This window comes from Caballeronia sp. LZ043 (assembly GCF_031451075.1).
Classification (GTDB): Bacteria; Pseudomonadota; Gammaproteobacteria; order Burkholderiales; family Burkholderiaceae; genus Caballeronia.
The window spans coordinates 494398-507816 of sequence record NZ_JARUXT010000002.1 but is presented as its reverse complement, the minus strand read 5'-3'; the positions used below and the strand labels follow the sequence as shown (position 1 = coordinate 507816).

The following is a 13419-nucleotide window of genomic DNA, read 5'->3' as shown; positions in this document are numbered from 1 at the left end:
CATCGAAACATTCAATACAAGCCGCGGCGCTCACACGCCGCGGCTTGTTTCATGCTGCCGGATGTTCAGCGCCGCTGCCGCTGGCCGGCACGGTAGCCACATGGCGACGCGCGCGATTCGCGCGCCACTCCTTGAGCTTCTTCGACAGCAGTTTCGCGTGGAAGGCAAAGCGGCCCCAGCCGGAGATCGCGATCTGATAGCTGCGCGTCGAGTCGACGTTGCCGCGGCTCCAGTACGCCTTGAACTCTTCCTTGCCGACGCCGAAGTCGAGATCGAGCCGATGGTCCCAGCACCATTTCACGCAGTGCGCCATCATGATCGCGCCGGGGGAGAAGCGCGAGAAAGCCGGATCGAAACCGGCGATCAGACCGCTCGCCGAGGTATCGGCCAGTCCCACGATGTTGACGACCAGCGGCACGCCGTCGAGCGTCATCACGAACATCACGCCGAGCGGCGTTGCACGCGTGCCGTCGAGCAGATCGACGAGGAAGCTGCGATATTCCTTCGAGTACAGCCAGGGTCCGTTCTTGCCCGAGCGCTCGGCCCATTCGCGCTTGCGCGCAAGCATCCAGTCGACCCATTGCGCGTGGGCGGCGGTATCGTCGCCGGCGAGCTCGCGGATCTCGAGCGCGCCCTCTTTCATCAGGCGCCGTTCGAGCGCGGCTGGCTTCTTCTTCGAGAGCTTGCCGAGCGAATCACGGTACGCGTCCCAGTCCGGCTCCGCGCGCAGCAGCGCCGTGGCGCAGACATCGGTGGTGGTTTCGGCGAGTCCCGGATGACGCGTCGCGAGCTGGTCGAGCCGTGTGTCGCGGCCGACGTAGGGCAAGGCGAACACATCGCCGCGACATTGCCGGGTCGCCGCTTGCCAGGCGGCGTCGATGGCCGCGCGCGCATCGCTGCGGGCGAGGATCGCGCTATGTTCGGCCGTGCCCGGCGTGAGCGGCTCGATGACATTCCACAACAGGCGGCGCTGGCTGACGAGCGGCCATACGAGCACCAGTTCGCCTTGCTCACGCACCACGATGCAATGCAAGCGCCGGCCACGCGGACCGGCCACGCGCGTCCAGCACAGACGGCAGACCTCGAAGGCCTGGTTATGCTGCCCCTCGACGGCGCTCCAGAGCGCATCCCACTCGCTCTTCAATGCAAGAAACGCGGCTTCATCGCTGATGATGCTCAGGCCGTCGGGCTGAACTTCCGTGTTGCGGTCTGGGTTGCTGTCTGATGGCATGGCGCTGGTCGTTTTGTTTTGATGGTCGTCGATCGTGCCTCGCACGTCCCGATGCATGCTGATGCGTGCAGCAGGGACGAACACGGACGTGCCTCGGGACATCGGCAGGTGAGAGCCGATGGCCTTCGACATCCATCAAGCTATCGGATGTCGCGTTCGGCAAATGGGCGCTTGCGCACGAGCAGCGCAGCGATGGCGACAATCCACTCGGCTTTGTCGCGACACGACTGGAGCCATCCGGCACGACGACCGGCGGACGGCTGCGGCGGCATCCGGCGCGCCGCTTGCCGGCGCGTCGCTGGTTCTCTGAAGACAATCCCCGGCCTCATGTCGATCGTCCTTTGCTGTTCCTTTTGTGCGCGTCGGGCATCGCGAAGATGCGCCAACCCGGTGCAAAGTCTAGACCCGCTCGCGTCCGTGCGAACGTTCGATCACGCGCATTGCTGATATCACGGCCCGACGTTCAGCCCGACACTCAGCCCGGACTCGCCCGCATCACGCGATTGCGCCCGCGCGCCTTCGCGTCATAGAGCGCTTCGTCGGCGGCACGGATGAGCGCGCTGACATCGTCGTCGCGTTCCGGCTTCCAGCTCGCGAGCCCGATGCTCGCCGTCACCCGGCCGAACTCGCTGCCCGCGTGCTCGATCGACAGATCGCTGATCGCCTTGCGAATCTGCTCGGCGACGCGCGCGGCGCCGTCGGCGGGTGTATCCGGCAGCACGACGACGAACTCTTCGCCGCCGTAGCGCGCCGCCGTATCGAGCGGCCGCCGGATGTTCTCGCCGATGCAGCGCGCCACGGCCGCGAGCGCGTCGTCGCCGGCCTGGTGGCCGTAGGCGTCGTTATAGGCCTTGAAGCGATCGATATCGACGAACAGCAGCGAGAACAGACTCCGGGTACGCCGCGCGCGCCGCCATTCCTGATCCAGGATCTCGCCCAGCGTGCGGCGATTGTGCAGCCCGGTGAGGCCATCCGTGCGCGCCAGCAATTGCAGCTCGGACTCCGCGCGAATCCGCCGCCGGAACTGCGCGGCCAGCACGAACGACAGCGTGATGAAGCCGATCGCGAGCGCGCCCATCGACGAGCCGATGATGATCGCGCGCCGCGTCCACGCCGCATAGATGTCTTCCTCCGCTTCGGCGACCATGATGATGAGTGGCAGCTTCGGAAAGTTGCGGTAGAAGTAGAGCCGCCGCGTGCCGTCGATCGACGAAGTCTCGCTGAAGCTGCCTTCCGGTGCGTTCCGGAAGCGCCGGAAGGTGTCGGCGCCGCGAATGTCGCGGCCGATCACCTCCGAGTCGAACGGCTGACGCATGATCATCAAACCGTCCTTGCTGATGAGCGAAACGGCGCCATGCCGTCCGAGCGAGAGGCCCGCGAACAGAGTCCGGAAATAATCGAGATTGATCGTGATCATCGCGATGCCCGCGAACGAGCCGTCGGGATTCTTCAGCCGCCGGCTGAGCGCGATGCTCGGCGCGCCGCCGCGCAGCCGCGATGCGAACGGGCTGCTGATGTACAGCCCGGCATTGGGGTTGTCGCGCTGCACGGTGAAGTAACTGCGGTCGGCGAAGTTGCCCTTGCGCGGCGTGACGCTGCTCGAATCGATGACGATGGTCCCGTTCGCATCCAGCACCAGCAGCGAACCCAGGTCGCGCGCGGTCGCGGCGCGGTCGAACAGCACGTCGTTGCGTAGCGCCGGCGGCAACGCAGCTACTTCCGGCCGCTCGACGCCTTCGACCACCGCCTGCAACGACAGCTCATACAGCTCGAAGTTACGTTCGATATCGCGTTCGGCGAGCAGCGCCAGGTTGCGCGAGGTGTCGCGCGCGCGGTCCAGCGCGTCGACCCGGCCCTGATAAAGCACCAGCGCGCACAGGCCCATCATGACCAGCGCGATCAGCGTGCCGCACAGGACGATGATGTTCGGCGTTGAGATCTCCGGCTTCGCCGCCGGTGGATTCAAGGTCGGGTGAGAGAGTTTGTCGATTGCCACTATTAGGATTTCTCGAATGCCGCAAAGCAAAATGCATCTTTGCTCAGCACGGTCCTGGTTAGCGAACGTCGACGGTATTCTCTCCTATTTGTCCGACACGGGTCGAATAAGCAACAAATCGACCGATCCGTTTCGGTTCCTGCAATCATCGGCCGGCACGGAAGCTCAGGCAGCTTTCTGTCGCCTGAGACCATCGTCGATGGCGTCCTTCGCGGCCGGCACGGCGGCAATGGCCGCGGCCAGATCGGCGAAGCCATCATGCGGGAAGCGGCCCTCCGGCTCGTGCAGATCGCGCAGCGGACACGGCTCCCCGCCCACCGGATCCTCGACGATCAGCACATACCGCCCCGCGTGATTGGCGCTCACGCGCAGCAGATAGCCGCGGTGCGATTCCCGATATTCAATCGACGACGGTCCCGTGACCTGCGTCGCGGTGAAAGCGTCCGCCCCTGCGGACGGCTCCGCGCGCCTGTTTCGCCGCAACGTCCTCCGGATCAATGATGGCAAGCACATGAAGTCGATACCCCCGAAACGGCCGCTTGGTCATTCGAGCACCATGGGCAGGCGCGAGCGGCCTTGCGCCTTTGTCGTCGCCGCGAGCGCCGCGCCGGTCGTGAATGACCAGCTCACGGAAAACGCAGTGGGCGTGGTGATCGAGGTGTTCGTCAGTGAACCGGTCACTGTCACGAAGTATTTCGAATTGGCCGCCAACGGCGCGTACGGCACGCACAGCGCGAGGCGGGTCGAATCATCGTTGTTGGAATTGTCGGATTCCTCGCATGGCACCGCGTTGCCGGACGCGTCGGTGATCGCGAAGCGCACGTCCGAAAACGCGCCGTTGCCCGAGGCATTCAGCGTCACCGGATAGCCGACGCTCTTCATGATGTATTGCGGGACGCGCGCCATCGGGTTCGGGCTTTCGTTCGCGATCCACGAGGGCTTCACGTTCGTCTGGCCGTCGTACGGGTAGGCGATCAGCCGGTTGTCCGGCGTCGCCGCGACGTAGTCGACGAAATCGGCAACCAGGGTCGCGTATTGGGTGGGATCGGTCGTCGGAACCTGGCCGATGCCCACGCTGGTCGTGTCGAACAAAAAGATCGAGCGATGGAACGGGGCGTCGAACAGGGCTTCGATCGCCTGAGTCGAATTCAGGAAGCCGCCGCCATAGCCCGCCGCGATTTCTCCCGTCGAATTCGTGGTGTAGCCGGCCGCCGCGACGCGGTCCGCAGGCTTCACGCCCGAAAAATACGGTTGCCCCGCCGTCTCATAGTGGCCGATGGCGCCGGCCGCCTGCATGTAGCGCGCGTGATTCGCCGCCGCCACGCCCACCGCCGACACGTACCCGAGCGCTCCGAGATTCAGTTCCGCGCGGCGCGCGTTGATATAGGCGAAGGAATCGTTGACGATGTCGCCTGTCGTGGCTACCGCAGGGGCCGCCGCAGCGCCCGCCGGAGCGTACAGCGCGATGGCCGCCGCATCCTTCGTGGGGGCGGTGGTGGGCGTGGCGACCGGCGTCTGGGTGGAGTTACCACCGCTACTGCCGCTGCCCTTGCTCGATTGCGTCGCACCCGTGGTCTGCGCTGCCGCGCTGCTATCTCCGCCTCCGCCGCCACCGCCACAGGCAGCAAGCAGAAATGACAACGCCGTTACGGCAGTCCAAGCCGTCTTTTTCATCCAATACCCCGTCAAAATTCATTATTTGTCCACGCGCTCGCAGGGACGCGCGGTAAGTGTTTGCATGGATGTTATCGGCGCGTCGGCTCGGGACTTTCGGTTTGTCTCTCAGGTTCATTCAAGTTCGTGTATCCGCGATGATCTCCCAGCGAAACTGTCGGCGTCGGACAAAGTGTCCGCAAAATCTTCCCAAATCGTCCGGAGCTGTCTTGCGCCGAGCTTTGAGAGTCACTGCGCCACTTAAGCTCCAGCTTAAAACCGCCGATAACCCGGAAAACCTGAAAGAATTCAATACGTAACGAGACCCCGGCCCCTCCGCCGCGGACCTTTTCCATGCCGCAACCGCTCTACTTCGACAGTGCGTTCCTCGACGCCCAGGCCGCCGAGGAGATCTGGCGCGAGAGCCTCAAGCCGATGTACGAGATCCATCGGCCGCGCAGCGTGCCGTTCCGGGCCTCGATCCGCACCTGGGACTTGGGCGGCGCGCTGCTGATGACGCATCACGGCGCCGGCGACGAAGTCCAGTTCCGGCGCACGCGGCGGCGCATCGCGACGAGCGGCGTCGATCACTACCTGCTGCATTGCCTGCTGGGCGGCGCGCTGACGTCCGAATCCGTCGATGGCGAGCAGCGCGTGCCGGTCAACAGCATCGCGATCCGCGACATGGCGGTGGAAAACGTCGGCATTGCCCGCGATGCGCCGATGCTTACGCTCAGCATTCCGCGCGCGGCGCTGGATCGACGCATGCCGGCTGGCGCGCGGCTGCATGGCGCGTGCTGGGACGCGCACGATCCGATCGGCGGAATGATTGCCGCGCATCTCTGCTCGCTGGCGAAACTCGCGACCGACATGGACGACGCGCAGGCCGCGCTCGCCGCCGAAGCCACACTCGAACTGCTCGGCGCGTGCCTGATCCCGAAAACGAGTCTGGATGTGAAGAAGGACGATCCGCGGCTCGCGCCGATGCTGCGTGCGCGGGCCTTGTCCTACATCGAGCAGAACCTCTCCGATCCGACGCTCGGCGCGGACACGCTGCGCGGCGCGCTGGGCGTGTCGCGCACGGCGCTGTACGCCCTGTTCGATCAGGCGGGCGGCGTCGCGCGGCATATCCGCGACCGTCGGCTCGACGAATCGATGCGTCGTCTGGTCGCGCCGCGGCATCGTCACGAACGCATCGTGGAAATTGCGTATGCGATGGGCTTCGGCAGTGAGAAGACCTTCAATCGCGCGTTCCGGGAGCGCTTCGCATGCGCGCCGGGCAAGGTGCGCGAGCAAGGCGAGATGCGTCCGGCGAAGCGTGCGGGGTTCGAAGAAGCAAGCGATGTCGGCACGATCGCCGCGCAGTATCACGCGAAGGTGCGCGGCATTCGCGGATAAGACCGCGCGCCGGGAATGCTCGGCCGATGAAGGTCAGCGATTATGATTCGGCGACGGCCATCGCATGCGCGCATGGCGTTCACTTGCGTGTCGATCCCAAGGAGACTCACGATGCTCGAATTGCGCCCCGGCTGCGAATGCTGCGACAAGGACCTGCCTCCCGATGCCGTCGATGCCCTCATCTGCTCGTTCGAATGCACCTTCTGCAAGGACTGCGCGGATCATGTGCTGAACGGGTCATGTCCGAACTGCGGCGGCGAACTCGTCTCGCGTCCGCGACGTCCCGCTGCGAAGCTGGCGAAGAATCCGGCTTCCACGAAGCGCGTGTTCAATGCGCAATGCCGCGAGCAACACGCGAAAGCTTGAGTTATCGCATGCCTGCGCTGCTTGCCTGAATATCGAACGTCTCTGCGCATGCAATTCGAAAGGCGCATGCGCGGGGGACAGTTAGTTGCTCAAGCGACGACGCTTCTGTTCAGCAAGCCCGATCGCGATCAGCATCAACACCACGCCTGCCAGTTGCACGCTACCGAGACGCTGATCCAGCAACAGCCAGTCGACGACGATGCCCACCGCCGGATAAACAAACTGGAGAACAGCGATGCGTCCCGTATGCAGCCGCGCCATGCCGCCGTACATCAAGCTATAGGCGAGGCTGGTATGGATGACGCCGAGCCCCGCGAGCCAGAGCCATGACGCGCCCCATACTGGCCAGCCGTGCTGCATGGGCCAGATCCACAGCGTCAACGTGCCGATCGCGCATTGCCACCACGCAAGCGTACCGGCGGGCAGATCACGCAGACGGCGCGCGATGATCGTCACGCAGGCCATGCAGAACGCGCCCAGCAGACACGATGCAACCGCGAGCCAATACCCCTCGCCGTCCACTCCGTGCCCGATGACGCCGGTCGCGAGCACGAGGCCGATCATCGCCACCGCGACCGCTCCGGCGCGCCGCCTGCCGACGCGCTCACCGAGGCACACCGCGCCGAGCGCCAGCACCCACACCGGTTGCACATGGAACAGCACGATCGCCATGCCGGTCGGAATGTGTTCGATGGCGGTGAAGAACAGGCCCCAGCTCAGCACCATCAGCGAGCCGGCTGTCAGAACCCACGGCCCCGTTCGTCTGCCAAGCCTCAGGAAGCGCGTCTGACCGCGCAGCGCGAGCCAGAGCGTCAGGCCGGCCAGACCGAACACGCAGCGAAACCATGTGGCCGTCAGCGGATCGGCGTGCGCCTCATGCACGAAGAGCCCGATCGTGCCCAGCAAGACACAGCCGAAGACGAAGGGGACTGCGCCGGATGGCTTCGCAAAGCTGGCCATCGGGGAATGGATCTGCGGGTTGGTATTCATGCAGCCAGTGTGGTCCGCATCGACCTGTCAGAAAAGCGCATAATTCATCTGGCATCCATTCGAAAATCGAAAGTAACCGAAACGATGAAACAAGGCGATCTGCAAACCGACTGGCTCAAGTGCTTCGTCGCAGTGGTCGATGCGGGTTCGTTGTCGAGCGCGGCCGGCGAGGTCAACCGCTCGCAATCGGCGGTGAGCATGCAGCTCAAGAAGCTCGAAAGCGCGCTCGGGTTGCGGCTCATCGAACGCGGCGCGCGCACGCTCGAACTCACCCACGACGGTCAGACCTTGCTCGGCTACGCGCGCCGCATTCTCGACTTGCACGTGCAAGCTCAGGTCGCGCTGCAAGGCGAGCAGCTGACCGGACGCGTGCGCCTCGGCGTGCCCGACGACTACGCGGAGAAGTACCTCACCCCCGTGCTGAAGCGTTTCGCGCCGCGCCATAGCGGCGTGGAGATCGAGTTGTCGTGCGAGCAGTCAACTTCGCTGATTCCGCGCGTGGCAAGCGGCGACCTGGACCTCGCGCTGATTTCGCGCGATCACGCGCGGCGCGGCACGCTGCTGTTTCACGAGCCGATGGTCTGGGTCGGCGCGCCGCAGTTCGAGTTATGGCGGCGCGATCCGCTGCCGATCGCCGTGTATGAAAGCACGAGCCTCGCGCGGCAAAGCGCGATACATTCGCTGGCGCAGCAGGGACGACGCTACAAGGTGGTCTATCACAGCTCGAGTCTCGCCGGACAGATCGCGGCGGTCGACAGCGGCCTCGCCGTGGCCGCGCTCACGCAATGCAGCGCGCCCGGACATCTGCGCATACTCGGCAGCGAGGAAGGCCTGGGACCGCTCGGGCCGATGCAGGTCGCGGTCTATCGCAGCCGCGATTCGCGCGGCTCGAAGGCGGTCGATGGCCTGCATGGCCTCTTGCTCAAGACGCTGCGCGAGTCGGCTTCACTGTGAGCCGCGGCGCCTCGCGATCCCTTCGATCTCGACGAGCAGATCCGTCCGGCAGATATCGACGTTGAGGAAGCGCACCTCGGCGCGCGGATGAAACGCCGCGCGCGCCAGTTGCATCACCTGCGGCAGAGCCTCCGCGCGCCGGTAGTAGACCTTGATCTGATCGAGATCCTGCAACGTGTAGCCGTCCGACACGCCGTGCGCCGCGAGATTGCCCGCGCTGACGAGATGCGCCACGTTGTCCGTCGCCACCTCCCACTGTTTCAGCAGATCGCCTGCATGCAAGGTTTCGTGTCCGACAATGCTCGCCGTGCCCGACACATACAGCGCACCGTGTCGATACGTGGCGCGCGCGAAGCTCGGCGGCTTCGGACCATAACGCTCGGGATAGCGATACGCGGGCATCTGCCGCGTGTTCTCGATGTGCTGCGCGGCATCGTCGCGGCAGGCGAGCAGATAGAAGCCGACGCCCTCGCCCCAGGTACCGATGCCCGTGGCCGCGGGCATGCCCGCATGTCCCGCGTCCTCTGCTTCGAACGCGAGCGCGCGTCCCCGGCAGAAATCGCGATAGACCTCGAGCCCGTCCGGAGTCTCGCCATTGATATCCGGGATGTAGTTCCACATGCGGAAGATCGTCGGGAAGCCGAGCGTGCGAACCAGCGCGAAGGCATCGGCATAGGTTTGGCGCGCGGTTTCCGTATAGCCTGCGCCGGCCGGAATAAAGCCCGCGCAAAAGAGCAAGGAGTCATCGTGACCGTAGACGAGACCGTTCTCCCTGCCGCAACGCGTTTCGCCGGCCGTGCGCCAGACTTCAGCGAAGGCGTCGCGGGCGTCGTCGATCATATGCAGGGGGAGCGTCGGCACGCCGTCTTCCAGACGAGGCGCCCCGCTCACCGCGCCGAACACGACCCGGCCGAGCGCGCCGCCGCCTTCCACTGCGCCGCTAGAGACGAAGCGCGCCTCGATCCCTCCACGTTCAGCCGGCCTCAATCCGTCTCCTCCGCGTGCTCCGTGCCGAACAGATCGGCGGTCGGGGGGTTGTCCTTCGGCGTTGGCAACGCGCCGCTGCGCACTTGTTCCAGCACGTCCGGCGGCAGCCAGGTGTCCTCCAGCGCGCCGATGCCGTTTTCGATCATCTGCTGGAGGAAGAACGATTGCTTGCGTCCCGTCACTTCTGCCAGGAGTCGCAGCCGTTGTTCGAATTGCGGATCGACCCGGACTGCGACCACCTTGAGCTTGTTTTCGGCGGTCCTTCTCACTGCATGCTCCTGTCACGTTGATGGCGCGCCGTTCTGCGGCGCATCGATGCGGTGCTTCTACCATGGCGAAACGCAGCGCAGCAAGCTAAAGCTTCGCTCAGCCTGCCGGCACCCCGCGTGCGCGGCCCGGCGCCCATGCAGGGCGGACGAAAGCTCAACCTGTTAAAGAGTGTCCGACACCCCAACGACCGCCACGGAGACCTTCGCCCATGACCGACGCCGCATCCGTCCGCGTGCATCCCGATGCGCTGCGCGCATTCGTTTCGCAAGTTTACCGTTCCGAGGGCGCGCCTCCCGAAGATGCGCTCCTCGCCGCCGATGCCATGGTGCAGGCCGACCTGTGGGGTCATCAGTCGCACGGTGTGCTGCGGCTCGGCTGGTACTACGCGCGCCTGCGTTCCGGCGCGATGAAAGCGGTGACGCAGCCCACCTTTCCCGTCGATGCCGGCGCGATCGCGGTGCTGGACGGCAACGACGGCATCGGTCCCGTCATCGCCCGGACGGCCGCGCTCGACGCAATCCGCCGCGCGAAGGCGCATGGTATCGGCGCTGTGTCGGTGCGTCACTCGAATCACTTCGGCACGTGCATGTTTTTCACGCGCATGGGCGCGGAAGCGGGCTGCATCATGCTCGCGATGACCAACGGCGGCCCGAACATGGCGCCCTGGGGCGGTCTTGGCAAGATGATCGGCACCAATCCGTGGTCGGTGGCCGCGCCCGCCGGCCGCCATCCGCCGATGGTCATGGACGTGGCCAACTCGGGCGTCGCGCGCGGCAAGATCGTGCTGGCGCAGTTGCGGCGCGAGACCATTCCGCCGGGCTGGGCCATCGACGAGCGTGGCCGGCCGACCACGGACCCGGTGGAAGGCCTCAAGGGCTTCATCCTGCCGATGGCCGGGCACAAGGGCTATGCCATCGGCACGATGGTGGACGTGCTGTCCGGCGTGCTGTCGGGCAGCGGCTTCCTCGACGACGTGCGCGGTCCTTATGTACCGGACGGCCGCAGCAACGTGGGGCATCTGATGATCGCGCTGAACATCGCCGCGTTCCAGCCGCTCGATGCCTTCGAGGCCCACATGGAGCGGTACGTGGAGACCTTGAAATCGGCGCGGCGCGCGGAAGGCGTCGACGAAATTTTCTATCCCGGCGAAAAGGAAGTTCGCGCGCAGGAAACACAGCTGGAGCAAGGCCTTTATCTTCCCGCCGATACCCTCAAGGGCCTCGACGATGTTGCCTCGCAAGCCGGCGTGACGGCCGTGGCGCGCGGCTGATTTCAACGCATGATCGTGCCGGGTGCATGGAGGCGCGCGTGCTAACATCGACGACGCTTCGAGCCCACCGGTTCATGCTGTCGAACGTACCTGCCTGCACTGGCTTCATGGAAGAACCAGAAGAACTTTCCGGCTTCGGCACCGCGGAGCCGCTCCCCGCACTGCCGCCTCTCGACTTTCGCGCCGCGCGCAGGCGCCTGTTTGCCGCGCTCGCCGCGTCCATCGCCATTCCGGTCGCCTTCTTCGCGCTGTACGGTTATTACACTTACGGACGCGCGCTGAGCGAGACCGGCGAGTCGCTGCAACGGCTCGTGCGCGTGATCGATCAACAGGCGAATACCGTCTTCAGCATCAATCGCGAACTGATCTCGCGCGTCGAGGAGATGCTCGGCAGCGGCGATGCAGACTTCATCGCGCGCAGCCAGACGGAACTGCAAGACAAGCTGGGACATCTGGTCGAGAGTCATCCGCAGATCGCGGCCATCTCGGTACTCGACAGCAACGGCAAGCTCCTCGCCAGCAGCCGCTTCCTGCCGGTGCCGGACGTGTCGATCGGCGATCGCGAGGACTTCATCGCCACACGCGACACGCGTTCGAAGTTTCATGTGTCGATGCCCGAACGCGGCCGCATCAGGAACACCGACATGATCAACACGCTCACGTCGCGCTTCGCGCAGGACGGGCGTTTTCTCGGCGAGATCTCGATTGCATTGCGGCGTGACACGCTGATCGATTTCTATCGCCAGCTCTCGTTGAACGAACCTGCGCTGACGCTCGCCCTGCATCGCGCCGACGGCGGCGTGCTCGCGCGCTTCCCCGCCCCGACCGCACCCAATGCGCCCGCTCGCCACGACGTGCTCGCAAATGCCTTCGCGTTGCAAAAGACCGAGGGCCTGATGCGCTACGTCTCGCCACTCGACAATGACGAGAAACTCTCCGCATGGCGGCGCGTCGGCGGCTTTCCGCTGTATGCGGCGGCGGGCTTTTCGATCCACGATGTACGGCTCGCATGGTGGCGGCACGATGTGTCGATTGCGTCCATCGCATTGATCCCGTGCATCGCGGTATGGATGCTGATCGGCTTCTCGTTGCGGCGGCTTCGTGCGGAAGAAGCGGCGTGGCTCAACTGGCGCGGCGAACTGGCGCTCCGCCGCAGCGCCGAGGCCACGACGCGCCGCATGCAGCGCATGGGCGCGCTCGGCAATCTCGTCGCCAATGTCGCGCATGACTTCAACAACCTGCTGATGGTCGTCACGTCGAACATGGAGATCGCGCGGCGCAAGCGCTTCAACGGGCTCGAGAAGGAAGTGACCGCCGTGGAGCGCGCGTCGGTCAACGCGCAGGCACTCGCGCGCCGGCTGATGAGCGTGGCGCGCCGCCAGCCCTTGCAGATGCAGGTCATTCATCTGGACCGCTGGATGACGGAAGCGGAGCCGCTGATCCATGCATCGGTGGGCGAGAAGATCCGCGTCCACACGCGCGTGCCGGAAGCAACCTGGCCCGTGCGCGTCGATGCCACCGAACTGAACTCGGCGCTCATCAACATTGCCGTCAATGCGAAGGACGCGATGCCGAACGGCGGCACCTTCCAAATCCAGTACAGCAACGTGCGTCATCTGGACGGACAGGAAGGACTGGATGGCGGCGAGTACGTCGTGATCTCGTGCAAGGACAGCGGCACCGGCATGCGGCCGGAGGTCGCCAAGCATGCGTTCGAGCCGCTCTTCACGACCAAGGGCGCGGGCGCCGGCACGGGGCTCGGGCTTGCGCAAGTGCAGGCGATGGCCGAGCAGGCCGGCGGCGGCGCGCGGCTCGACTCGGCATGGGGTTATGGCACGACCGTGGTCATCTATCTGCCGCACTGGACCGGCGACGACGACACTCCCGCCGACGCGCCGCCCGTCGCAAACGTTACGCGCGATGCGCCCTCGTCGACGGTGCTGCTGGTGGAGGACAACGAGGAAGTCGCGGCGGGCCTGTGCGCGGTGCTCGAAGTGCTGGGCTGGCAGGCGCGTCACGAACCTTCGGGCGATGCGGCGCTGCGTGTGCTGGAAGCGGGCGACGAATTCGATCTCGTGCTCTCGGACATCCAGATGCCCGGCGCGTATGACGGCATCAAGCTCGCCGAATGGATCAAGGCGTGCCGCCCGAAGCAGCCCGTCACGCTGATGACGGGTTATGCGGATCAGCTCGAACAGGCGCGGCGCACGGGCTTCGCGATCCTCGCCAAGCCCTTCAACATAGACGACCTGAAGGCGCTGCTGAACGGCCTGCCGATGCGCGGCGCGGGCAAGGCCTGACACG

12 protein-coding genes are annotated in these 13419 nt (G+C 65.4%); 5 read left to right on the top strand and 7 right to left on the bottom strand.

The window, feature by feature from the left end; all coding sequences use genetic code 11:
- Nucleotides 1-49: 49 nt before the first annotated feature.
- The 4 genes from QCE64_RS15710 to QCE64_RS15695 form a co-directional block, all read right to left on the bottom strand.
- A complete protein-coding gene (locus tag QCE64_RS15710) occupies nt 50-1231 on the bottom strand; it encodes a GNAT family N-acetyltransferase (protein ID WP_310004693.1) in 1182 nt (393 codons plus the stop codon).
- A gap of 475 nt (nt 1232-1706) precedes the next feature.
- Complete coding sequence (locus QCE64_RS15705) at nt 1707-3227, bottom strand: diguanylate cyclase (RefSeq protein ID WP_404987382.1); 1521 nt, start codon at nt 3225-3227, stop codon at nt 1707-1709.
- Nucleotides 3228-3392: 165 nt separating this feature from the next.
- Nucleotides 3393-3710: a hypothetical protein gene (locus tag QCE64_RS15700; RefSeq protein ID WP_309932531.1), complete on the bottom strand. Its 318-nt coding sequence runs from the start codon at nt 3708-3710 to the stop codon at nt 3393-3395.
- Between the two features lie 60 nt (nt 3711-3770).
- On the bottom strand, nt 3771-4901 hold the full coding sequence (locus QCE64_RS15695; protein ID WP_310004692.1) for a CAP domain-containing protein: 1131 nt from the start codon (nt 4899-4901) through the stop codon (nt 3771-3773).
- Between the two features lie 333 nt (nt 4902-5234).
- Between QCE64_RS15695 and QCE64_RS15690 the strand changes: the two genes are divergently transcribed.
- Both QCE64_RS15690 and QCE64_RS15685 read left to right on the top strand, forming a co-directional pair.
- Complete coding sequence (locus QCE64_RS15690) at nt 5235-6278, top strand: helix-turn-helix domain-containing protein (RefSeq protein ID WP_309932533.1); 1044 nt, start codon at nt 5235-5237, stop codon at nt 6276-6278.
- A gap of 111 nt (nt 6279-6389) precedes the next feature.
- Nucleotides 6390-6644 carry a DUF1272 domain-containing protein gene (locus QCE64_RS15685; protein WP_309922180.1) on the top strand — a complete coding sequence of 85 codons (255 nt, stop codon included), beginning with the start codon at nt 6390-6392 and terminating at the stop codon, nt 6642-6644.
- An 81-nt stretch (nt 6645-6725) separates the two neighbouring features.
- Here QCE64_RS15685 and QCE64_RS15680 read toward each other — a convergent pair whose 3' ends face one another.
- Nucleotides 6726-7634 (bottom strand): DMT family transporter, encoded by a 909-nt coding sequence (locus QCE64_RS15680; RefSeq protein WP_310004690.1) that lies wholly within the window; start codon nt 7632-7634, stop codon nt 6726-6728.
- A gap of 84 nt (nt 7635-7718) precedes the next feature.
- Here QCE64_RS15680 and QCE64_RS15675 point away from each other — a divergent pair, with 84 nt between their 5' ends.
- The gene (locus tag QCE64_RS15675; RefSeq protein ID WP_310004688.1) at nt 7719-8588 is read left to right on the top strand and encodes a LysR substrate-binding domain-containing protein; all 870 of its coding nucleotides are present in this window, start codon (nt 7719-7721) and stop codon (nt 8586-8588) included.
- On the opposite strand, the gene QCE64_RS15670 is transcribed toward QCE64_RS15675, so the two are convergent.
- Both QCE64_RS15670 and QCE64_RS15665 read right to left on the bottom strand, forming a co-directional pair.
- Nucleotides 8580-9575 (bottom strand): FkbO/Hyg5 family chorismatase, encoded by a 996-nt coding sequence (locus QCE64_RS15670; RefSeq protein ID WP_310004686.1) that lies wholly within the window; start codon nt 9573-9575, stop codon nt 8580-8582. The two genes, QCE64_RS15675 and QCE64_RS15670, sit on opposite strands and share 9 nt — an antisense overlap.
- The gene (locus QCE64_RS15665) at nt 9572-9844 is read right to left on the bottom strand and encodes a hypothetical protein (RefSeq protein ID WP_309814594.1); all 273 of its coding nucleotides are present in this window, start codon (nt 9842-9844) and stop codon (nt 9572-9574) included. Before QCE64_RS15665 ends, QCE64_RS15670 begins: the two co-directional genes overlap by 4 nt.
- Before the next feature lie 209 nt (nt 9845-10053).
- On the opposite strand from QCE64_RS15665, the gene QCE64_RS15660 reads away from it, so the two are divergent.
- Both QCE64_RS15660 and QCE64_RS15655 read left to right on the top strand, forming a co-directional pair.
- Nucleotides 10054-11115, top strand: coding sequence for an Ldh family oxidoreductase (locus tag QCE64_RS15660; RefSeq protein WP_310004684.1), 1062 nt, complete (start codon nt 10054-10056; stop codon nt 11113-11115).
- 107 nt (nt 11116-11222) lie between these two features.
- Nucleotides 11223-13415 carry an ATP-binding protein gene (locus QCE64_RS15655; RefSeq protein WP_310004681.1) on the top strand — a complete coding sequence of 731 codons (2193 nt, stop codon included), beginning with the start codon at nt 11223-11225 and terminating at the stop codon, nt 13413-13415.
- Nucleotides 13416-13419: the final 4 nt, after the last annotated feature.

Bases quoted from the DNA above. Each gene is read 5' to 3' on its own strand.
- QCE64_RS15685 (WP_309922180.1), top strand. From the start codon at position 6,390: ATGCTCGAATTGCGCCCCGGCTGCGAATGCTGCGACAAGGACCTGCCT.
- QCE64_RS15675 (WP_310004688.1), top strand. From the start codon at position 7,719: ATGAAACAAGGCGATCTGCAAACCGACTGGCTCAAGTGCTTCGTCGCA.
- QCE64_RS15695 (WP_310004692.1), bottom strand. From the start codon at position 4,901: ATGAAAAAGACGGCTTGGACTGCCGTAACGGCGTTGTCATTTCTGCTT.
- QCE64_RS15690 (WP_309932533.1), top strand. From the start codon at position 5,235: ATGCCGCAACCGCTCTACTTCGACAGTGCGTTCCTCGACGCCCAGGCC.
- QCE64_RS15710 (WP_310004693.1), bottom strand. From the start codon at position 1,231: ATGCCATCAGACAGCAACCCAGACCGCAACACGGAAGTTCAGCCCGAC.
- QCE64_RS15680 (WP_310004690.1), bottom strand. From the start codon at position 7,634: ATGAATACCAACCCGCAGATCCATTCCCCGATGGCCAGCTTTGCGAAG.
- QCE64_RS15655 (WP_310004681.1), top strand. From the start codon at position 11,223: ATGGAAGAACCAGAAGAACTTTCCGGCTTCGGCACCGCGGAGCCGCTC.
- QCE64_RS15660 (WP_310004684.1), top strand. From the start codon at position 10,054: ATGACCGACGCCGCATCCGTCCGCGTGCATCCCGATGCGCTGCGCGCA.